17 protein-coding genes and 1 pseudogene are annotated in these 21,319 nt (G+C 67.8%); 11 read left to right on the forward strand and 7 right to left on the reverse strand.

Annotated elements, in window-relative coordinates; genetic code table 11:
- Positions 1 to 68: 68 nt before the first annotated feature.
- From ACLBYB_RS29530 to ACLBYB_RS29545, 4 genes are all read left to right on the forward strand, one after another.
- A complete protein-coding gene (locus ACLBYB_RS29530; protein WP_447700925.1) occupies positions 69 to 338 on the forward strand; it encodes a hypothetical protein in 270 nt (89 codons plus the stop codon).
- 53 nt (positions 339 to 391) lie between these two features.
- Positions 392 to 2,479 carry an AAA family ATPase gene (locus ACLBYB_RS29535; protein WP_447700926.1) on the forward strand — a complete coding sequence of 696 codons (2,088 nt, stop codon included), beginning with the start codon at positions 392 to 394 and terminating at the stop codon, positions 2,477 to 2,479.
- The gene (locus tag ACLBYB_RS29540; protein ID WP_447700927.1) at positions 2,472 to 2,780 is read left to right on the forward strand and encodes a hypothetical protein; all 309 of its coding nucleotides are present in this window, start codon (positions 2,472 to 2,474) and stop codon (positions 2,778 to 2,780) included. Before ACLBYB_RS29535 ends, ACLBYB_RS29540 begins: the two co-directional genes overlap by 8 nt.
- Positions 2,781 to 3,614: 834 nt before the next feature.
- Positions 3,615 to 5,771 (forward strand): hypothetical protein, encoded by a 2,157-nt coding sequence (locus ACLBYB_RS29545; RefSeq protein ID WP_447700928.1) that lies wholly within the window; start codon positions 3,615 to 3,617, stop codon positions 5,769 to 5,771.
- A gap of 102 nt (positions 5,772 to 5,873) precedes the next feature.
- Here ACLBYB_RS29545 and ACLBYB_RS29550 read toward each other — a convergent pair whose 3' ends face one another.
- Complete coding sequence (locus tag ACLBYB_RS29550) at positions 5,874 to 7,304, reverse strand: tyrosine-type recombinase/integrase (protein ID WP_447700929.1); 1,431 nt, start codon at positions 7,302 to 7,304, stop codon at positions 5,874 to 5,876.
- Between the two features lie 811 nt (positions 7,305 to 8,115).
- On the opposite strand from ACLBYB_RS29550, the gene ACLBYB_RS29555 reads away from it, so the two are divergent.
- Positions 8,116 to 8,364 (forward strand): CsbD family protein, encoded by a 249-nt coding sequence (locus tag ACLBYB_RS29555; protein WP_244535010.1) that lies wholly within the window; start codon positions 8,116 to 8,118, stop codon positions 8,362 to 8,364.
- A 184-nt stretch (positions 8,365 to 8,548) separates the two neighbouring features.
- Positions 8,549 to 11,092, forward strand: a complete 2,544-nt coding sequence (locus tag ACLBYB_RS29560; RefSeq protein ID WP_447700930.1) for an HWE histidine kinase domain-containing protein — start codon at positions 8,549 to 8,551, stop codon at positions 11,090 to 11,092.
- Between the two features lie 144 nt (positions 11,093 to 11,236).
- On the opposite strand, the pseudogene ACLBYB_RS29565 reads toward ACLBYB_RS29560, so the two are convergent.
- Positions 11,237 to 11,299: pseudogene (locus ACLBYB_RS29565) on the reverse strand (hypothetical protein); the annotation flags it as partial.
- 278 nt (positions 11,300 to 11,577) lie between these two features.
- On the opposite strand from ACLBYB_RS29565, the gene ACLBYB_RS29570 reads away from it, so the two are divergent.
- From ACLBYB_RS29570 to ACLBYB_RS29580, 3 genes are all read left to right on the forward strand, one after another.
- Positions 11,578 to 12,852, forward strand: coding sequence for an MFS transporter (locus tag ACLBYB_RS29570; RefSeq protein WP_447700931.1), 1,275 nt, complete (start codon positions 11,578 to 11,580; stop codon positions 12,850 to 12,852).
- Positions 12,853 to 12,878: 26 nt separating this feature from the next.
- Positions 12,879 to 13,607: a phosphatase PAP2 family protein gene (locus ACLBYB_RS29575; protein WP_447700932.1), complete on the forward strand. Its 729-nt coding sequence runs from the start codon at positions 12,879 to 12,881 to the stop codon at positions 13,605 to 13,607.
- 170 nt (positions 13,608 to 13,777) lie between these two features.
- Positions 13,778 to 13,960 (forward strand): hypothetical protein, encoded by a 183-nt coding sequence (locus ACLBYB_RS29580; RefSeq protein ID WP_447700933.1) that lies wholly within the window; start codon positions 13,778 to 13,780, stop codon positions 13,958 to 13,960.
- On the opposite strand, the gene ACLBYB_RS29585 is transcribed toward ACLBYB_RS29580, so the two are convergent.
- The 5 genes from ACLBYB_RS29585 to ACLBYB_RS29605 all read right to left on the reverse strand — a co-directional run bounded on the left by ACLBYB_RS29585 (position 13,957) and on the right by ACLBYB_RS29605 (position 19,395).
- A complete protein-coding gene (locus tag ACLBYB_RS29585) occupies positions 13,957 to 14,373 on the reverse strand; it encodes an ester cyclase (RefSeq protein ID WP_447700934.1) in 417 nt (138 codons plus the stop codon). The genes ACLBYB_RS29580 and ACLBYB_RS29585 overlap by 4 nt on opposite strands.
- Before the next feature lie 438 nt (positions 14,374 to 14,811).
- Positions 14,812 to 16,338, reverse strand: a complete 1,527-nt coding sequence (locus tag ACLBYB_RS29590; protein ID WP_447700935.1) for a GMC family oxidoreductase — start codon at positions 16,336 to 16,338, stop codon at positions 14,812 to 14,814.
- 32 nt (positions 16,339 to 16,370) lie between these two features.
- Positions 16,371 to 17,315: an alpha/beta hydrolase gene (locus tag ACLBYB_RS29595; RefSeq protein WP_091928349.1), complete on the reverse strand. Its 945-nt coding sequence runs from the start codon at positions 17,313 to 17,315 to the stop codon at positions 16,371 to 16,373.
- A gap of 103 nt (positions 17,316 to 17,418) precedes the next feature.
- On the reverse strand, positions 17,419 to 18,297 hold the full coding sequence (locus ACLBYB_RS29600) for a pirin family protein (protein ID WP_447700936.1): 879 nt from the start codon (positions 18,295 to 18,297) through the stop codon (positions 17,419 to 17,421).
- A 186-nt stretch (positions 18,298 to 18,483) separates the two neighbouring features.
- On the reverse strand, positions 18,484 to 19,395 hold the full coding sequence (locus ACLBYB_RS29605; protein ID WP_056529504.1) for a LysR substrate-binding domain-containing protein: 912 nt from the start codon (positions 19,393 to 19,395) through the stop codon (positions 18,484 to 18,486).
- Positions 19,396 to 19,519: 124 nt separating this feature from the next.
- Here ACLBYB_RS29605 and ACLBYB_RS29610 point away from each other — a divergent pair, with 124 nt between their 5' ends.
- A complete protein-coding gene (locus tag ACLBYB_RS29610) occupies positions 19,520 to 20,158 on the forward strand; it encodes an isochorismatase family protein (protein WP_447700937.1) in 639 nt (212 codons plus the stop codon).
- A 431-nt stretch (positions 20,159 to 20,589) separates the two neighbouring features.
- Positions 20,590 to 20,868 (forward strand): hypothetical protein, encoded by a 279-nt coding sequence (locus ACLBYB_RS29615; RefSeq protein ID WP_447700938.1) that lies wholly within the window; start codon positions 20,590 to 20,592, stop codon positions 20,866 to 20,868.
- The last annotated feature ends 451 nt before the right edge of the window (positions 20,869 to 21,319 follow it).

Below are 21,319 nucleotides of genomic sequence, written 5' to 3' on the forward strand. Positions count from 1 at the left end.
ACCCCCACACGGACCGGAGAGGCCTGACCGCGCCCCTTGCGCGCGGCCGCCTCCGACCGGAGGCGACAATGGCACCCGACACCCACGACCCCGACGCGATTATCGGCGACATTTTCCGGCGCCTCGCTGGATGCCGCGAGAGCCTGGGCGAAGCCTCGCTCATCAAGGTGGCTGCCGCGGTGCGCGTCGCCCTCGGCGCCGCCGTGCTGGAGGAGGCAGAGCGGCGCGCCGCCTCGCTGGCCGATAGGACCGGCCCGCGCCCCCGCGACGTGCGGGTCACCGCCTGGGCCCGCCGGACCGGCGGCGACCCCTACGATGTCGGCGACGACCTGCCCTGATCCCCGGCAACCGGACGCATCGAGCATGACCGAGCACCTCATATGCAAACGCGATGACCGCCTCCGCGCGGTCCCCGAGCACCCCTGCCCCGACCCCATTCCCGAGGCCTGACCCGGCGCCGCGACGCGGCCGGTCGCCTCGCGCGGAGACGACCATGGCCCGAAAGCAACAGAACCAGAAGCCGGATCAGAACCTGGAGGACTTCCTCTCCCGCGACCTCGCACGCAGGGCTCACGAAGGGGACGATGCGTCCGGGGGCCTCGACGAGAAGGTCGAGACCCTCGCCGGCATTCTGGTTCACGACGCGCTGACGCCCGAACAGCGGCGGGCGCTGGCCGCGCTGGACGGCTGCGCGGTGGTGGTCCGCGTGCCCTCGCCGGATTGGGCCGACGCCGCGGCCGCCGCGATGCGGTCCCACGCCACCTACTCCGACATGCAGATTAAGCTCGGGACATCGCGGACCCAGGACCGTCCAGAGGTCGGGTGCGACCGCGTCTCCGCCCGCCTCGCCCGGGGCGGCCGGGTCTGCGGGATCAGCCAGGACCCTGAGCGCTACCTGCCCACCGCCCTCGTCGCCGGCGCCGACGTCCGGCTCGACCTCGCTCAGCCGACCGCTGGGCAGGTTGCCCGCGCGATCCGGGCCGTGACCGGCGAGGACCCCGGGCCGATGCCGCCGCTCCACGGCCTAGGCCACCACGATTACGTCGCCGCCCTGCGCACGGGCTCGACCGCTGCCGCCTGCCTCGCCCGGCTCAAGGCCGCCGCGCGCTCCCGCTCCGTCGTCGACCCGGACCTGCCGGAGGCGCCGCTGCTGCACGAGATGCCGGGGCTGGAGGGCGAGGCCAGGGATTGGTGCCTCGCGCTCGCCGACGATTTCCAGGCTTACCTCGCGGGGCGCATCGAGTTCGATGCGATTGCCCGCCATGCCGTGTTCTTCGGCGAACCCGGCACGGGCAAGACTTTGCTGGCCCGGTCCATCGCCAGGACCCTGGGTGTCGGCTTGATCGAAACATCCGTGGCGTCCTGGTTCACGCAGACGCAAGGGTATCTCGGGGACGTGGTGCGCGAGATCGACAGGGTGTTCTCGGCTGCCGCTGCTGCTTCGCCTGTGGTCCTATTCCTAGACGAAGCGGACGGTCTTCCCTCAAGAAACAAGCTGGATAATCGCAACAGAGATTTTTGGAAGCCAATCATAGGTCAAGTATTGTTGCAATTAGATGGAGCAACGTCAGGAAAAAACGGCAAGATTATCGTCATTGCGGGCACGAACCACGTCGAAGACTTGGACCCCGCGCTTGTCCGGCCGGGCCGACTGTCCCGCGTCATCACGGTGCGCCGGCCCAGCGTTTCCGGCCTCGCCGACATCATCCGCCACCATCTCGGGCCCGACACCCTGCAGGGGGCCGACCTGACCGGCGTGGCCGCCCTCGGGATCGGCGCGACCGGGGCCGACGCCGCCGCCTGGGTCAAGGCCACCCGCCGAACGGCGCGGGTCGCCGACCGGCCCGTCACCATCGCCGACCTGATGGCGCTGATCGCCCCCGAGGACGACCGCACCCCCGCGGAGGCGCTCGCCTGCGCGAGGCACGAGATCGCCCACGCCTGTGCGGTCGAGGTCATGGGCGTCGGGACCGTCCAGACCGTCACCACCGTGCAGAGCGGCGAGGTAGCTGGTCTTACGAGGACCAAGTTGAAGACCCGGCTGTCGATGACCCGAGTACAGATCGAGAACTACGTCGTGGCCACCCTGTGCGGACGGGCCGCCGACGAGGAATGGGGCGAGGCGTCCACCGGGGCCGGCGGTCCGGCTAATTCGGACCTCGGCATGGCGACCCGGACGCTGGCCGCGGCCCATGCGAGCTTCGGCCTCGGCGGCTCGCTGCTTCACAGGGCCTCTGACGCCGACGCGCACCGCCTTCTGGCGACCTGCCCGGACCTGCGCCAGGCTGTATCCGCGGACCTCGACCGATTGTACGCGCGAAGCCGCGACTTCGTGCAGGCCCACAAGCCCACCATCGACGGACTCGCCCACCGCCTCGTCGACGAGCGGTTGCTGACCGGCGCGGTGATCCGTGACCGGCTCGCTGAGGACCGCACCAGTCTTGCCCCCACCCGGACCAAGGGAGGGCGCCGTGCTTGATCCCAACGCGCTGGACGAGTGTCTCGCCGACGTGATGCGGCGCCTCGTGGGGATGCGGCGCATCCTCCGCGGCCCGGACTTCGAGACGCTCGTCGACGCACTGAACGTCGAGCTCGACGTCGCCGAGATGGAGGCAAAGGGTCGAGAGATCGCTCGAACCTTTCGCTCCAGAAACAACAGGAAGCCATCGCTAACCGGGAAGCAACCCGAAGCGGACGCCGTCCGCCCTCAAGATGGCGAAGGTAACGTCATCCCCTTTAGGCCGCCATGGGCTGCTCGGGCGCTTACAGACGCCAGATAGACGTGGTCAGGCTCACATGAGTCTGAGCTCGCGAAGGGGGTGGGCCGGCGTCTCAATGACGTTCTGAGCCCTCCGGCAGGCGTGACGTGCCAGCGGCGGATGGCGGTGCTGCTCAAGCGTGAGCGAAGCGCCCCGAGGCGTAGCGAAACACAACGGTAACGACGCTCAAAGGTCGTCAAAGCCGCACGCGCTTTCCAATGTGAAAATTCAGAAGGTTGCGATGATGTCGAACCGAATGCGTGGAGCGACCCAAGAGGATCGGCACGGACGTGAGCACAAGTGCGTCGATGCTTGCAATCCTGCGGATGCAGGACCGGACCCACCCCACTCAGGCTGGATGCCCCACGATCTCCTCACGGAGGCAGAGGCCTATGCCGCCTTCGGACACGTGCTTGAGGACAAGGAGCTGCGCCACGCCCGCCAATCGGGCCGCCTCGGCTTCATGCGCCGCAAGCGCACAATCTTTTACAGGCGCGACGAACTCGAAGCTTTCGTTAGCAGCCTCCTAAGACAGGACTACGTCGAACCATGCAAGACGAGAATGGAACCGTTGCCGAAGGGAAGTCGAAGAGACGGAAGTCTGTTCGTCACACAAAGGGCATCTCAGAACACGCTCCCGCCAGACCTGCTCCGACAGGCTCTCAAGATGATGGAGTAAGTGCCCTTGTTCGAAGGGTTAGAAGCAAGTACCCAAAGGTTAATTTTGTAAGTCTGCTCGCCGGCAAGGAGGCCCAAACTTATCGATCAATCTCGCGAAAGACTACAAGGGAAAATCGCTCGTTTGAGTGGTAAGGTTTTTACATCAATCCGTCGCGACCGAATGAAAATATTCGAATGTATTGGAACATTCCAGGAGACAGCGATGTCTCTCAAATTTCTCTCGGAACACAAGATGAGGAACTAGCCAAGAAGCTGCTCGTAGGCTTCGTAATTTCTATCGGCCGCGATCCATCAGGCAGCGTAGGCGACCCTCAAGTCATCGCCGCCATCAATCGACTGCTTGCAACTACCAAGAGATCAACTGAGGCATGGATTAGCCACGCCAAGTTTGTCAAGGAGCTTCTCAATGAGTTGCACCCCAATGTGACCATGTCAGAATTCTCTGAGGCGATGCAGGAGGAACTTATCAAGCGAATGGTTCCACGTTGGAAGCCAAATACTATCCTGACCGCAATGAAGATGCTTGCGTCAGAATGCCATCAGGCTTCCAAGCCTGATAAGCACCTCGCAGTATTCTCACATTATAGCCCTACCGTAATTTCTAATATCGAAGAAATCTGTGATATTCTCGAAACCGATACGCCAGATCCAAGGAACTGGTGCCCGGAGCCGGAGATTATGGCTCTCGTACTTCGTGAGTTAGCTCATCACGAGGATGCTAGACGCTGGGCCTTTCTCGCCATCTTCACAGCATGCCGAGCTGGAGCTCTAATGCAATTTGGATCATCCATGCTTGCCACACAGCACGGATGCAGTACCCTCAGAACCCTTCCAAAGGGTGTCCGCAAGAAGAGAAACAAGAGAAGGCCTACGCTGCCTTTGCCGCCAATGATCAAGGCCGAATTGGATAGCTGGGGACAAGGCAATTGGATTTTCTGCTCGCAAGACACGATTGATTTCCAGGTCAAGCGTGCCGCAACGGCCCTAAATTTGCCTGAGCTCTGCCCCTCAAGTTTCCGCGATTTTGCTATTGCTGCACAACGGAATGGGCACGTTACAATTGGTGCCTGTGAAGTTCCTATCCCCGAAAGCGAAATTTGGGCTGGGCATCGCGTAGCGTCGAACATTCATGAACGGTACGGATTTTTTCACCCCGATTACCTCCAGAAGCCTGCTGCAGCGATGCTCTTCATGATGCAGTGGCTCGACCGGCGATCGGGTGGCGCGCTCTTCCGCGGGGTTACCGCGGGATCAATCCCCGCGGTAACCAGCGAAACTGACGATGACATAGCCGCGAGGGTCGATAATCCGCAGGCTCCGCCGCCCGCCAGTTCGTCCAGGGCAACAACGCGGAAGGCGGGCAAAAAATCTCTGCCCAGCAATGAGTTAGACCCCAATCCCATCGTGCCTGTAGACGCTATTGAAGCTGACGAGCTACCAAATCCGGTTCTGATCCAAAGTGAACTGAACCCTTCCTCTCATTCATTGCATGCCATTCATATGCGGGAGGAATGGCAAGCCGTCTCCAGAGGGGATTTGGCGGGACTAAACGGGGCAAAGGTACTGAAAACGGGCCAAATCGAGGGCTTTCAGGGCACTTTCCGCCGGGTTTCCGATGGGCGCGAACCGGGCATTTGGGCGGACGAGTTCAAGCGTGTCGGCTCCAAGTACGTGCTTCCGACCTTAGAAAGCTGGTTCCGAGTCACCGGCATCGAAATCTACGAGACTGACCCCACGATATCAGGCAGCGCAGTTCGCGTGTTCGTCGAATGGTCATCACAGACGGTTATGAGCACGGCGGATGTGAAATCAAGAATGGTCGCCTCGTTGGGCCGCGATCCTGGCGGCTGGGTAGACCACTCAGAAGTTCGAAAGGTCGATGCATCCGGGCCACCACCGGGACACTTCGAGTACAGGGATTTGGATGAACTTCCGGACCTTCCCCGTGGCCTTCTCGATCTAATAGGGGCGCACTCACCTCTCGGCGTTATCTCTGGGGTCCCGGGGTGGTTCAGAGAGGTGCCGAGTATGCCGTTTGAGCCACCGTCGAGATACGAACAGCTCGACTGGCGCCACCTACTCAGAAATCTGCAGTTGTTTTTTGATATCAATCACATTCGAGTCTTCGAGGCAGAAATCTCCATCGCAAACCTGACCAAGCCATTCAGATTTTTTGTGGATGGCCTAACCGAGAAAATCATCCCCGTCGAAACAGTTCGCGAGAGAATGTTTGATGATCTAGGCTGCGATCCGGGAGGCTGGGCCGAACATTCGCGACACAATGCAGCCACAGATTTCGATGTCGAACGATTTATCTCAACCACCTCATAAATAGACGACGCGAAGCGGTTTTCCATGAATCAGTTTACGCCCGATGACGCCAATGACAGCCCCATCTTAGGCTGGCACTAAATCATGGGATGCAGATACAACTCAGTTTCTGCGCCGTCGGCTCAGCGGTTGCGCCTCAACGATGGGCGAACCGTCAAGTGGAGGTAGCCGCACCTTGGCAATGGCGGCCTTGGCTGCCTCCATCTCGGGGCCTTCGCTATACCGGCCCAGGGTCAGCCCGGACCGCTTGTGGCCGACGATGGCGGCAATAAGGTCGCCGTCAACGGCGGCCCGCTCCATCTTGGTGATGAACCAGCGACGCCAGGAGTGGAAGTTGACCAAGCTGCGCCGCTTGCCTTCGACCTGATCGTCGACCCCGATTGCCCTGCGATACACCGTGAAGCGCTTCGAGAAATAGGAACTTCGCTCGCGCATCGAACCCTCGGCCTTGGGCACCGGCCATTCAGGGAAGAGGTCGTCGTCCGCAGACTTGCCCCTCACCCGGTTCGCCACGAGTTGCTGCAAGGCCGGGTGGATCGGTACGTCGCGTTCGTGTCGTTCCTTCTTCTGCGGCTTGAACGTGAACCAGCCGTCGGCACATTCCCCAACCCTGAGGTCGATGACGGCGTCGAGCCGGGCTCCAGTCAACGCCGCGACGAGCATCACGTCCATGATCCCCGCGGGCGGAGATCCCATCAGTAGCTTCTGCACCTCGCCGTCGGTGAAGGACCGCTCCTCCATGTCAGCGTTCTCCTCGGGCTTCTCCAATTGGCAATGGGTCCAGGGGTTGTCAGCGACATGCGTCCGAAGGACGAGGTAGCCCCAATAGCGCTTCAGCCGCCCGAGGTACTTCGTCGAGGACGCCCAGCCGAGGTCCGCGAAGCTGCCGATGTCGTCCATGAACCGCACTGCGGTCCGGACGTCGATGCGTTCCAAGTAGGGGTCCACCCCGTTGCCCCGGCACCAGTCCAGCAGGATCCGCAACGCGCGCACATCGTCGGTCAATGAGCGCGGCTTGATGCGAAGCGTCTTCATGAACGCGTCGTGATGCAGGGCGATGGGCGTCGATTGCCGGCGGGCGATGGCACCGAAGGTGTCGGCCTTCTCACGTGCCTCGTGCGTGGTGATCTCGTAGTCGTAGGTGTCGCCGTCCTCGTCGACGTCGGTCTTCCATGTCGACCCGACCGAGGCGATCTCGGCCTCGCGTTCGCGGAGGGCCTCCAGCAAGGCGCCGTGCGCAGGGTCGCGCCGGTCGACGGCATCCTGAAGGATGTTCGCCCAGGCCACCGCCTCGTGGAGTTCCGACCGGCTTTTGCCGCCGAGGTTGACCCATGCCTTGTCGATGCGCGCCTTGAACTCGCGCACCACGGGCGCCTTGAGGACGTTTGCCGAGAGCAGACTTTTGGTGCCGAGGGTGCGCTTCAGGCGAGTGCCGAGCTGCGGCCGCAGGGCCGCGGGAACGCCCATCGTGACGCGATAGTAGCCGTCGTGGAGTTCGAGATAGGCGTTCCTGGGGTCCGGCTTGCGGGGCATGTCGTGTCCGCGGGTCCGAGGGGCAATTTGTCCCCGATTTGTCCCGGGATGTGTCCCGAAATCGCGTTTCCAGGCAAACACTTATTTAGTTAACAATGACTTAGGGCGGCGGCTCGTGAAATCCCTCCGTTTCCGCCAGTACCGCTCAACACAATCTAAGTCGCTGAATTGACAGCGATTTTCCGCACGTCGAGTTTTGATTTCTCCCCGCGGAAACTGGCTCGGCCAACAGCAGAAGGAATGCCCACTCGGCGCTTCCGATCTTCACGACGGCGTGTGATTCGAGCTTGAGCGGAGGAACGACTGCTTCCCGGCTCGCTTGCGAAGAGCTCCGTCGGAAGAAATGTGATCGACCGAACCGTCGCATCCTGCTTCGGCAGCATTCTCTGCGAGACCTGACTGCCCGGGTCGCCAGGTCGTCAGCGTAGGTACCGACTCCGGGAACCACGCCGCGCCGGTGCCGTCGTGCTGCCTACGATCCGGAGGCGGGATGATGTCACCCGGCATGCGCGTCGGGTTGCTCCGTCCCGGTGGCGTCCAGGCGGGTACGCCGGCTCCGGCACCGGCTGACATGGGCGTAGTCGCGTCGGAAGGAGCCGCACTGAACAGACGCGCGCGCGAGGGCGAAGGCACATCCCTAGCGGATCCCGCTCGCGCGGAGCGCCCTTCCCTACCGGCCAGTCGAGACCTGGCCGTCGTCGCGTCGATCCGGGCACCCGCTGAGCACGCGTCACGACCCTCCCGTGACCGTGACCGTGACCGTGACCGACGGCGCGGAACGTCGCCCGGGCGGGAGCCGTTCCCGATCCCCGTGGCCGCCCTGGTCGCGAAGGCCTGGTCGCGAAGGAGAACCGCCAGGAGCAGCACCACCGACACGATCAAGGGCCTGGCCAATGAGGCCGTCGGCAACGTGAAGCAGGGCATCGGCAGCGTGACTGGCAACGACAAGCTGAAGGCCGAGGTCAAGGCGCAGGAACTGAAGGGCGAAGCCCAGAAGACGACCGGGAACGTCAAGGACGGCGCCAAGCACGTGGCCGACAAGCTCACCGGCAAAGTTTGATCCGGCCGCCCGGAGCGGTTCCACGCTCCGGGCATCCCGAGGTCGCGGCAACGCGTCGAAGGAAAGGATCGTGGATCCTGGCATAGGCCGGTCCTGCAACGCCCGCGCGCCATGCCGCGTTGATCTGCGAAGACAATATCCGAACCGCAGCCGGACCCTTGCCTGCGCGCAGCATCGTGGGCCCATGGACCAGTTGAACGCGTCGCAACCGACGCCGGAGATCGACCTCTCGTCCTGCGACCGCGAGCCCATCCACATCCTCGGCGCGGTGCAGGGGTTCGGCTTCCTCATCGGGGTCTCCCCGGACTGGATCGTCACCCGCGCCTCGGACAACATCGCGACCTGGCTCGGCCAGGGTGCGGCGGCACTTCTCGGCCTGCCCCTCGATGCCGTCCTCGACCGCGAGGCCATCCACACCCTGCGCGGGCACCTGCAGACCCTGCGCGGGCCCGACGCCGTCGACCGGGTCTTCGGCCTCCGGCTCGTGCCGGGCGGCGAGCCGTTCGACGTGGCCCTCCACCGGTCCGGGGACACCATCGTCATCGAGGCCGAGCCGAGCGCCACCGAACACCTCAGCGCCGGCAACCTCGTGCGCAGCATGGTCACCCGTCTCCAGCAGACCGTGGGGTTCGACCCCCTCTGCCGCGAGGCCGCCCGCCAGATGCGGGCGCTGACCGGGTTCGACCGGGTTATGGTCTACCGCTTCGCCGAGGACCATTCGGGCGAGGTCATCGCCGAGGCGGTCCGGTCCGGCCTCGCCCCCTACCTGGGGCTGCACTACCCGGCCTCCGACATCCCCAAACAGGCCCGCGCCCTCTACGCGCGCAACTGGCTGCGCATCATCGCCGACGTCGACGACACCGGCGCCGCCGTGCTGCCCCCGCGCGATCCGGCCGGCCAGCCCCTCGACCTGTCGCTGTCGACCCTGCGGACGGTCTCGCCGATCCACCTCGAATACCTGCGCAACATGGGCGTGGCGGCCTCGCTGTCCGTGTCCATCCTGCGCGACGGTCGCCTGTGGGGCCTGTTCGCCTGCCACCACACCGAGCCGCGCCACATCTCGCTCGAGCGCCGGACCGGCGCCGAGCTGTTCGGCCAGATGTTCTCCTGGCTGCTGGAGGCCCGCGAGCGGCAGGCCGACGCCAAGCGCGAGGTCCGTTCGCGCGAGTTGCACAACCGCCTGCTGGGCGCGCTGGCCACCGGCGGCACCAACCTGGAAAGCCTCTCCGACTTCCTCGACGACCTGGCGGCGATCCTGCCCTGCGACGGCATCGGCCTGTGGGTGAACGGCGAGATCACGCTCCAGGGCTCGACCCCGACCGCGGAGGAGTTCGCCGGCCTGGTGCGCTTCCTCAACCGCACGGCCGCGAGCAAGGCCTACGCGACCGACGAGATCGGGCGCGTCCACGAACCGGGCCGCGACTTCACCGAGCGGGCGGCCGGCATGCTCGCCATCCCGGTGTCGCGCACGCCCCGGGATTTTCTGGTCTACTTCCGGCGCGAGGTCTCGCGGACCGTGACCTGGGCGGGCAACCCGGTGAAGCCCGCGACCCCGGGGCCGAACGGCGTCCGTCTGACCCCGCGCAAGAGCTTCGAGGCGTGGCGCGAGACCGTGCACGGGCGCTCGCTCCCCTGGGCCGAGGTCGAGATGCGGACCGCCGAGGCCCTGCGCATCACCCTGCTCGAGGTGATCCTGCGCCTCACCGACTCCGCCGAGAAGGAACGCAAGGTCGCGCAGGAGCGTCAGGAACTCCTCATCGCCGAGCTCAACCACCGGGTCCGCAACATCCTGAACCTGATCCGCGGGGTGGTGACCCAGAGCCGACCGGCGGGCGGGGCGGACAGCGCCTTCGCGAACACGGTCGGCGACCGCATCCAGGCGCTCGCCCGGGCGCACGACCAGATCACCTCGAGCAACTGGGGACCGGGATCCCTGCGCGACCTCGTCATGCTGGAGGCCGGCGCCTACCTCGGACCCAAGGCCGGCCGGGTCGTGCTCGACGGCGCCGACGTCCTGCTGGAACCGCAGGCGTTCTCGACCGTCGCCCTGGTCGTCCACGAGATGATGACGAACTCGGCCAAGTACGGCGCGCTCTGCGACAGCCTCGGGCGGGTCGACCTGCGCTGGGAGCGGGACGCCCTCGACCACTTGGTGATTCGATGGCGCGAGACCGGCGGCCCGGCCGTGCGGGCGCCCACCCGGCGCGGCTTCGGCACGACCATCATCGAGCGGTCGATCCCGTACGAGCTCAAGGGCGAGGCGGAGGTGCGCTACGAACTGGCGGGCGTCGAGGCGCGCTTCACCATCCCCCCGGCCTTCGTCCAGAACGCCTCACGCGCCGCGCCGAAGGCTGTCAGGGCGGCTCCCGCCGAGGCGCTGCGCGGTCTCGCGGGGTCCGTGCTGGTCGTCGAGGACAACATGATCATCGCCCTGGAGGCCGAGGAGTTGCTCACGTCGCTCGGCGCCACGAACGTGGACATGGCCTCGTCGACGCGCGAGGCGCTCCGGCTGATCGACGCGGCGCCGCCGGCCCGGGCCCTGCTCGACGTCAACCTGGGCTCCGAGACCAGCATCGCCGTCGCGCGCAGGCTGTTCGAACTGGGCATCCCCTACGCGTTCGCCACCGGCTACGGCGACGGCTTCCGCATTCCGGAAGACCTCGCCGCCGTGCCTGTGGTGAAGAAGCCCTACGGGGCGGAGGACCTCCTGCGCGCCTTCCCGGCTTGAGCCCGCGAGCCGGTGCTCGACGGGTCGGTGATCGGGGTTACCGGTGGTTGGGGCGATGTCGGGCGCGGCTCCTGGCCCGGTGGGATGTTCCGCCACGAAACGCGCGGAGGTCGCGCGGTCCTCGGCGCGCCTCAGCTTGCCGAGGAAGCCCTCGGACTCACGGAGACGGGTTTCACGATCGCGACGCGGTGCCTCGATGCGGCGGATCTCGCCGTCGCGCCACGCGTCGAAGGCGGTGGTGCCGCTGGCCCGAAGGCGGGGTGAACGACGGCGGTGCGCGGGTCACGGCGCCGGGCCCGACAGGTCGCGGGCGGCATTCGAGACCCGGCAGGCCGGGACGGTCGCGTGCGTCGCGGGCTTCGGGCGGGTCGGCGCCGCGGTCGCCGGGCCGGAGGGCCTCTACCGGCGGTCACGCTCATTCGGGGTGGGGTCACCTCGGTTCGGTGCCGCGCCGCTCTAGGTTGGCTGAAAGGGGAGCGGACCGCATGGGGCAGGACATCGGCGAGGCGGAGCGGTCGCCCACTTCGCGACGGCCATCCGTCTCCAAGTCCCTGGACCTCCTCAACCTCCTGCTCATCGACGTGAACGGGGCGATCAAGCCCTACCTCAACGTCTACCTCTACGTGCACCGCGGCTGGAATGATGCCTCGGTCGGGCTTGTCAGCACGGTGTCGGGCATCGTCGGCATCGTGGTGCAGACGCCCATCGGGACCGCCATCGACGCGGTGCGCGACAAGCGCGTGATCCTGCTCGGCGCCCTGGTCGCGCTCTCGCTGGCCACGCTCCTCGTCGCGCTCTTCCCGTACTTCTGGCCCGTGCTCGCGGCCTCCTGCGTGCTGGCCGCCGTCGGGGGCATGCTGAGCCCGGCCATCGCGACGCTCACGCTCGGCCTCTTCCCTGCCGACCGGATCGCCGGGCGCTTCGGCCGCAACGCCGCCCTGGAGCGGACCGGGAACGTCGCCATCGCCGTGCTGATCGGGCTCGTCGGCTGGCTGTTCCCGGACCGCGCGGTGTTCCTCCTGGTCCCGGTCTGCGCCATCGTCTCGGCCGCGGCCATCTACTCCATCCCGCGCGATGCCATCGACGCGCGCCGGGCCCGCGGCGGCGGCGAGGGGGAGCAAGCCCCGGCCCGGTGGCGGACCCTGCTGACCTGCCGGCCGCTCACGGTCTTCGCGGCCTGCGTAGGGCTTTTCCATTTCGCCAACGCGCCGCTGCTGACCCTCGTCGCCCAGGAGATCGGGCAGGCGCGCCCGGACTGGTCGTCCGTCATCGTCTCCGTCTGCATCGTCGGCGCGCAGGGGGTGATGGTGCCGATGGGGCTCATCGTCGGCCGCCGGGCCGAGCGCTGGGGCCGCAAGCCCTTGCTCGTGATCGGCTTCGCCGCGCTGCCCGTGCGCGCCTTGCTCTATCTCGTCTGGCGCGACCCGTACTGGCTGATCGCGGTCCAGTGCCTCGACGGCGTCGGTGCCGGCCTGCTCAGCGCGGTGAAGCCGCTGGTCATAGCCGACATCACCCGAGGAACCGGCCGCTACAACGCCGCCCACGGCCTGATCGGGACCGTGCAGGGCGCCGGCGCTTCGCTGTCGTTCGTGATCGCCGGAACCTTGGTCCAGCAGGCGGGGTTCGATGCCGCCTATCTCGCGTGCGCCGCCGTGGCGGCGGTCGCGCTCGGAGTGCTCGTGACGCTGCTGCCCGAGACAATCCCGGAGAAGCCCCGGAGAAGCCCCGGGGCGGCCCGGCGGCGTGGCTGCGAGCGGTGAGACCTGGCACGGCTTGAGGAGGGGTGGTGAAAGATCGGATTTCCGGCCGGGGCGGCCGGCGGCTCACCGCGACGCTGGCCGTGCTCCTCTCCCTTCCCCTGCCCGTCACCGCCGCGACGCTCCACAGCACCTACGTCGACCCGGCGGCGATGGCGCTGCAGCGCGTCCTGCCGCCCCCGCCCGAAGCCGGCTCGGAAGCGGCCAAGGCGGACATCCAGGCCGTGGAGGCCGCGGTCCGCGCCCGCACGCCCGACGACGAGCGGCGCATCACCGCGAACCTGCCGTGCACCCTCGACCGCTTCACCGGTGTGCTCGGCCCAGCCTTCACGGCGGAGACGATGCCGGACACCGCGGCGCTGATCGAGAATGTGTTCCAGGACGGGGAACTCGCCGTGCTGGCGGCGAAGGCCGCCATCGCGCGGCCGCGGCCCTACACGGTGAAGCCGGACCTCGCCACGTTCGGACATCGCTCCGACAGCACGTCCTACCCTAGCGGCCACGCCACGTTCGGGTATCTCGCGGCCACGGTGCTGTCGCGCCTCGTGCCCGAGAAGCGCCAGGCGCTGTTCGCGTTCGCCGGGACCTACGGGGAGAACCGCGTGATCGCCGGCACCCATTTCCCGTCCGACCTCGAAGCCGGCAAAATCGCCGCGGCCGTCATCGCCGAGGCGCTGTTCCACGACCCGCGCTTCGAACGCGATCTCGCCCGGGCGGCTTCTGAAGTCGCGGCCCAGGGCGGCGCCTCCGGTCGGTGAGGCGAAGGCTCCTGACGCAGGATCACGAAGGCGGGAGGCGGGTTTGCGGGGCGAACCCGCCTGTCCAACTGCAATCCTGGGCACCCGCGCACGGGCCCTTGCCGCACCCGACTCAGCCCCGGAGATGGGCCGCCCGACATCCGAGCCCCGAACGACAGGAGGCCGCCGGCATGTCTCACCTCACCGAGGAGAAGGCCGCTGATGGGCACTTCATGGTCAAGGTCGCCGGTCGCGCCGTCACGGAGATCTGCGAGAAGCGGCAGGCCAGGAAGCTCGTCCGCGGGATGCACATCTGTCGGGCGGCCTCGTCACGCTGTTCGGCGGAAGACGAGGCTCGCCGCTGCGATGGCTAAGCCCAGCCGAGCTCTCTCACGGCCCGGGCGTCGTTCCAGATCTTCGTCAATCCGATGATGCGGTCCCCCTCGAACTGCATGACATACACGTAGTCGGTCGACGTGGATTTGCCCGTGGGCGGGCAGGGTCCGCCCTCGCCAGTGTGGGTCCCGTGGAAGACCCCGTAGGCCGTCACGTTCCGGCGCTCCTCGTCCGTCGCGAAGGAACGCACCTCGTACCGACCGTCGGGGATGAAGGTCAGGAGCCCCTTCATCCACTCCGTGTAGTCCCGCAGGGAGGTCACGCCGGCCAGGGCATCGGCCTGGCCGGAGAAGGTCGCATGCGGGGCACAGTAGCGCGCGCACGCCTCCCAGCCTCCGCCGGTCTCGCAGGCGTCGAAGAAGGCCTTTGCTACCGTCGTGATGTCGCCCATGCCTGGATCGCCCTTCTCCATTGCCGGAAGCGCCGATTGTAGCGGACGCCGTCCGCGCAAGCACCCTCTGCGAGGGTCTGCGCGGACGGTCATGCGGCTGGCGCCGCTTCCAACCGTATCGCGACGGTCAGGAAGGCGCCTCGTTCGAGGCCGCCGCGCCATGCCCCCCGCTCCCGTGCGGGAGCGGGTTGGGGCAAGACGCTTCGAGGTCGAGCGCGCCATGTCTGTGACCGTTCTCGTGTGAAGCCGGGGGAGGCGGTGGGCCGGACGTGCCGAGGCGCGCGGCCCGGCTTCTCGAAGGCGGCGTCCCGACTTCGGCCGTCCCCCGGCCGGGCGCTCGAGCGCTCTCCGCCGAAGTGGATACCGGTTCGGCGTAAGAGAGCGCGTCGAGACAAAGGTTTAGAGCCGTGCCCGATTGCAACGCGATCGGGCACGGCTCTAGCCGAACCTCCGGCCGATCGCCTCGGCGAGCATGATCGTGGTCACATTCGTCGGCGCCGAGACGATGTCGGGCATGATCGAGGCATCGACGACGTTCAGGCCGTCCACCCCGCGCACCGCCCCGTTCCCATCGACCACTGCCCACGGGTCGTCGCGGCCGCCCATCGGGACGGAGGAGGTCGGGTGGGCGTAGCCGTCGACTGCCGAGAGCACGGCTCGCCGCAGCGCGTCGTCGTCACGGACATCGGGACCGGGATACATCTCCGCCGCGACCACGTCGCTGAACGGGGTCGTCCGGCCGATGCGCCGCGACAGGTGTACCGCTTCCAACATGCGCCGCAGGTCGGCCGGGTCCTCGAAGAAGTTGTAGCGGATGAGCGGCATGGCGCGGGGGTCGCGGCTCGCCAGCCGAACCGAGCCGACGGACCTCGGCAGCGTGACCGAGCAGGCCAGTACGATGGCCCCGCCGGTCGGGCTCTGCGCCGGATCGAAGATGTGCGTCCCCAAGATGTGAAGGTCCAACTCGTCCGGAGCGGCCTCACGCGACCGCGTCCAGATGATCGCGCCCGCGACCGGGTCCATCGCCCGCACCTCCCGCTTGAGCGCGTAGACGTTGTAGTAGAACGGATGCTCCTTGAGTCGCTCGCCGACCGGCGCGTCCTGCAGCACGGGAATGTCGAGGTCGCGCAGGTGCGCCGCCGGCCCGATGCCCGACCGCATCAGGATGGCGGGGCTGCCGAATGCCCCGGCCGAGAGGATCACCCGTCCGGCCTCCACCGTCGCGCCGCCCAGCAGCCGGAGGCCGCGCGCCCGCCGGCCGTCGAACAGCACGGCGTCGACCTCGGCGCCCCCGACGATGGCGAGGTTCGGTCGGCGCCGAACCTCCTCAGTCAGGTAGGCCATGCCCGTGTTGACGCGTCGGCCCTCGACCACGTTCAGCGGGTAGGGCAAGACGCCGTGCTGCTCCACGCCGTTGAAGTCGGCGATGCGGGACAGGCCGGCCGCCTCCGCGGCCAACACGAAGGCGGGCATGGAGGGGGTGATCTCCTCCATCGTGCGCTGGCGGATCGGGAAGGGCCCGGAGCGCCCGCGCCGAGCGTCGTCGCCGGCCGGCGTGTTCTCCAGTGCCCTGAAGACCGGGAGCACCTCGTCCCACGACCAGCCGTCGAGACCGCGCGCGGTCCAGCGGGCGAAATCGGACGGCCGCGCCCGCATGGCGACCGCGGCGTTCACGCCGGAGCTGCCGCCGAGCACCTTGCCGCGGATCGCGCGCACGTCGTGGCCGAGGCCGGAGCGGTCCTGGGTGTGGTAGCCCCAGTCGTGCGCCGCGTCGCCGCCGACCCGGTTCGCGTTCGCGATGACGTCCGGATACGCCCCCGGCGCGTAGGCCGGTCCGGCCTCCAGCAGAAGAACCGTCCGGTTCGGATTCTCGCTGAGCCGGCGCGCGAGCACGGCGCCCGCGGAGCCTCCGCCGGCGATGACGACGTCGAAGGCCTGATCCGGGATGGGGGCGCGGATGGGCATGGCGGACATGTCCTCTTCGAGAGCGGCGATGGTCAGGATGCGGAGGCGCGGCGCAGGAAGGCGGCGGCTCGGTCGAGGGCCCGGCGGCTGCTGTCGAGGTGGGCGACGTCGAGCTGGAAGACGTGATGCAGGCCCTCCCAGACCTCCAGCCACACCGCGACGCCAGCCTGTTCGGCGCGCCGGGCGTAGCGCGTCGCGTCGTCGATGAGGCGCTCGTCGGTGCCGACCTGGATCAGGAGCGGGGGCAATCCGCGCAGGTCGCCGAGGAGCGGTGAAGCCAGCGGGTGGCGGACATCGCGCGCGCCGGCATACTTGCGCGCGCAGTCCTGCAGGTACGCACGACCGATGAGCGGGTCCTGCACCGAAGGGTCGTTCATGGAGGGGCCGGACAGCGTCAGGTCGGTCCAGGGCGAGAAGACGACGCCGGCCACCGGCGCAGGGCCGCGCGCGCGCAGGGCGAGGCTCGCCAGGGTGACGAGGCTCAGCCCGCCCCCGGCCGAGTCCCCGACGACGGCGATCCGGTCGTAGCCTTGGCCGATCAACCAATCCCAGGCAGCCAGCGCCGCCTCCGGGGCAGCGGGCAGCGTCGCCTCCGGCGCCAGAGGATAGTCGATGGCGAGCGCGGCGACGCCGGCCCGGCTCGCGATCTGGCTGACGAAGCCGCGATAGGCCGCGGCCGTGCCCTGGACGTAGCCGCCGCCGTGCAGGAAGAGGATCGCCTGGCCGGGCGCGGCATCCGCGGGGCGCACCCACCAGCCGCGGATGCCGGCCTCGTCCACAGGGTCGAACGCGACGCCGTCCGCGCGCGGGCTGCCGGCTATGAAGGTGTCGTAGACGGCCCGCGGCTCTCCCGTCGCGTTGCCCCAGAAGCGCGCGAACAGGTCCCGCAGGGCGTCCTCGCGCCGCCGTTCATCGTCGGCGAGCGGAATGGTGATCGTCCCTGGCGCCGGATCGGGGCCGAAGGTGTCGTCGCGCATCGCAGTCCCCCCTGGTGCATCGGCCCGACCGCCGCCGGGCAAGGCTCCGCCGTCCGCGCGTCGCTCGGCGCCGCGCGGGGTTCGTGTGTCGGACGATCGGATCTCAGGCCGGGATGCGGCCGAACGCGCCCCGGGCGTAGCCGGCGAGCGCGCGCTCGACGTCGGCGACCGTGGACATCACCAGCGGACCGCGCTTGACGAAGGGCTCGCGGATCGGCCGCCCGGCCATCAGCACGACATGCGCAGCCTCGGCGGCTTCGAGGATGATCTCCGCGGCGGAACCTGCGCCCACCGCGAGGGCGCCGCCCTCCGGCAGGAGGCGCTCCTCCTCACGGCAGCGGACGGACACGCGCCCCGACACGGCGTAGATCCAGGCTTGCCGCCCCTCGGGCAGGGCGTGGGCGAAGGCGCCGCCCGGCTGTAGGAAGCCGTCGAGCAGTGTCATCTCCTCCGGGGTGCCACCCGCGCCGACAACGTCGCCGCTCTGCCCCAGGACGACGCGGACGCGATGGCCGCGGCCTTCGAGGACCGGGATGTCGGCCGCGCGAACGTGCAGCGCGCGCGCCGGCTGCGCCTTGAGGCGCGCGGGCAGGTTGACGAAGACCCGCAGGGCGTGGACCCGTGCCCCTTCGGCCGGCCTCTCCTCGTGCGCGGCGCCCGACGCCGCCGCGAGCCAGTAGAGGTCGCCCGGCTCGAGGGCGACGTCTCGGCCCAGCGTGTCCCGGTTGAGGAAGTGGCCGGTCGCGTCCTCGAACATGACGGTCACGGCCGAGATGCCGGCATGGAGGTGCGGCTCGAAGGTCGGCCCCGTCATGACGAAGTGGTCGACCATCAGGAGCGGGTCCATGCGCCCGTCGAAGGCTTCCTCGGAGAAGTGCGCCGCGGAGAAGTTCGAGCCGATGCGGTGGGGCTCTCCGAGAACGGTCTCGCCGAGCCTCGGGTGGAGCGCGTCGGCCCCGTGGATGGTCTCGAGAGCTGTCATGTCCTGCCTCGCTGCGTGGATGTGCCGATGGTGTGGCGACAAACGCTGGCCGAGAAGGCAGCTATTTTCGGACCTATCGTCCGACCGTTTGGACGCCGGGATCCGGCATCCGGTGGCGCTCGCGGCGGATGGCGACCGGCCCCGGCCCCGCACACCCTCGACCGACCCCGTCGAGATCGCCCGCGCCTAGAGCAGCACGGCCTTCGGAAACTCCGCCGCGAGGTGGTCGAGGAAGGCCCGCACGGACGGAAGCAGGCCTTGGCGGTAGGGAATGAGGGCCGTCAGGGTGGAGTCGCCCGCGACCCAGTCGGGCAGAACGCGCCGCAGGGCACCCGAGCGGACGGCCTGACGACAGATGTAGCTCGGCAGAGCGACCACGCCGATGCCGCGGATGGCGGCCTGCTGCAGCCCGACCATGTCATCGCCCATCAGCCTCGGGCTCAACGGCAGTACCGCCTCGTCCCCGGCGCGGCTCGCGTGCCGCAGCCGCCAGACCGGCGCGACCCCGGTCCGCATCATGAACAGGGACGGATGGTCCCGAAGGGCGTCCGGATTGTCCGGAGCGCCGTTCTCGTCGAGGTATGCCGATCCCGCAAACAGGAACCAGGGCGCCGGCGCCAGGGTACGCTGGACGAGGTTCGAGTCCGGCAGCGGGTCCGTATGGGCCCGCACGGCGATGTCGAAGTTCTCGCCGACGATGTCGACGGTGCGGTCCGCGCCGTGGGCCACGACATTCACCTTCGGGTGGCGGACGAGGAAGTCCGCGATGATGTCCGCCAGGGCGAACTGCATGGTCGCGACGCCGGCCGTGCACCGCACCGTGCCGGTCGGCTCCGTCAGGCGCTGGCGGATCGTCGTCTCCGCCAGCTCCGCCTCTCTGAGCATCGCGACCGCGTGGCGGTAGAAGTCCTCCCCCGCATCCGTCATGCCGAACCGGCGCGAGGTCCGGTTCAACAGCCGGACGCCGAGGGCGCCCTCCAACTGCTGGAGGCGGTGGCTCAAGGTGGATTTCGGCACGCGCAGCGTCCGCCCGGCGGCCGTGAAGCCGCCGCGATCGACGACCTGCACGAAGTAGAAGAAGTCGTTCAGGTCGAGCACGCCGCCCCCTTATCGTCCAAACCTATGGACGCTGGGTTCGGATTGTTGCGGCTTCTGGGCCGCCGGTCCAGCCGGTAGCTCTTGCTCGTCGCCGGCCCCGACGGGCCTTGAGCAGGAGGATACGATGACCGCTCGCGCCTACGAACCGCTCACCGCCGAGAACGCAGCCCTCGTCCTCGTCGACCATCAGGTCGGCCTGATGACGGGCGTGCGGGACTATTCGACGGGCGAGCTCAAGCACAACGTGATCGCCCTGGCGAAGGCCGCCGCGGCGCTCGGCCTGCCCATCGTGGTCACCACGACGGCGCGCGACAGCCTATGGGGTCCGACCTTCCCCGAGTTGGTCGCGGCGTTGCCCGGAAACGAGATCATCGACCGCTCGTCGGTGAACGCCTACGACGACGCGCGCGTCGCCCGGGCCATCGAGGCCACGGGCCGCGAGAAGCTGATCTTCGCCGGCATCTCGCTGGAGGTCTGCGCGGCTTTCCCGGCCATGACAGCCGTCGCCCGCGGCCTCGACGCCTACGTGGCTGTCGACGCCTCCGGGACGTTCAGCGAGACCAAGCGCCAGGCCGGCCTTCTCCGTATGGCGCAGGCGGGCGTGGTCCTGTCCGACTACGCGACGCTGATGGTCGAGATCCTGAAGGACAACGCCCGCCCGGAGGCGGGCCCGGTCTACGCCGCCTTGGACATGCCCTGGGCGACCTTGGTCGGCCAGGTCGCCGCCTCCTTCGGCAGAGTGGACGGCGGAGCGAATGCTTGACCGTTCCCGACACGTGTCAGTTTGCGGCCGCCGCCTGTCCCACAGCGGTCGGCAAGCGGGCGCGCCAGCGGTGTCTGCCGGCCCCTGCTCGACGCAACAATCGAAGCAACACGCGCGTAAGGCCGAGCTCTTAAATCCTTCATTAACCAAAGGCCCGAACGGCCACGAGGGGGAACCGACATGACCACCATCATCGCACGACTGCTGATCGTCATCAGCGTGATCGGCGCCATCGCCTGCGCGCCGATGCTGACGCCGGCATCCGCAGCCGGTCTCCTCGCGCAGACGAGGTGAGCCGTCATGGGCATGCAGTCCGTCATCCTGCTGGTCATCGCCGGCAACTTCGCCTGCGCCTCCCTCATCCCGTATCTGGCGATGACCGGAGCCTGAAGGCGTCGCCTCGGTAGATCTCTCACCCTACGGAGCCGACCATGAGTATCTTGAAGACCGCTTGCCTCACCGCTGTCCTCGGCCTCGTCTCCGACATGGCCTTTGCCCAGACACAGGCGAGCCAGGAGAACCTGAAGCGCCACTGCATAGGAGATTACCTGGAACATTGCGGCCAGTTCTCGCCCGACGGCGGGGAAGTCCAGGCCTGCTTCCGCGAGAGAGCCGGCCTCCTGACACCGAATTGCTCGATGGCTATCGCCGCTTACCAAGAGGAGCAGAAGGCCGCGAATCCGATTCGGAAGGTCCGCGCCGCACGGTGAAGTCATCCCTTGGCGTATTCGATAAGGTCAGCCGAGCCGGCATCTGCGAAATCCGGCGCGGCACGGAATTCGCCCGTGTCTACCGTCGCCTGCCCTGACCGGGATGCGACCCGCCGCAGGGTATCAACCTTACCGCGCCCGACAGCCCTCGGCGAATGGGGGTTGGATGACCGGTACCGCAAGCCAGCGCACGCGGTGCGCGTTCGCCGCGCACAGTCGAAGGGCGATGCGAAATCCCCTGCGCCGGATCGTGGCGGAGTCCGCCGCTTCTCGAGTTTGGGCGCGAATGGAAGCCGAGGTCGGCTTTCCCGCACTTGATGCCCAGAAGCAGATGGGGTGGATGGCTCCCGCTCCGACTGACGGCATCTCGATGCCAAGATGTGGTTGCTGTCAAAGCAGCAGCCACGCTCATGCAGGAGCCATCCCCATGGAGATCACCACCGTCGGCATC

It is taken from the genome of Methylobacterium sp. D54C, from assembly GCF_053345595.1.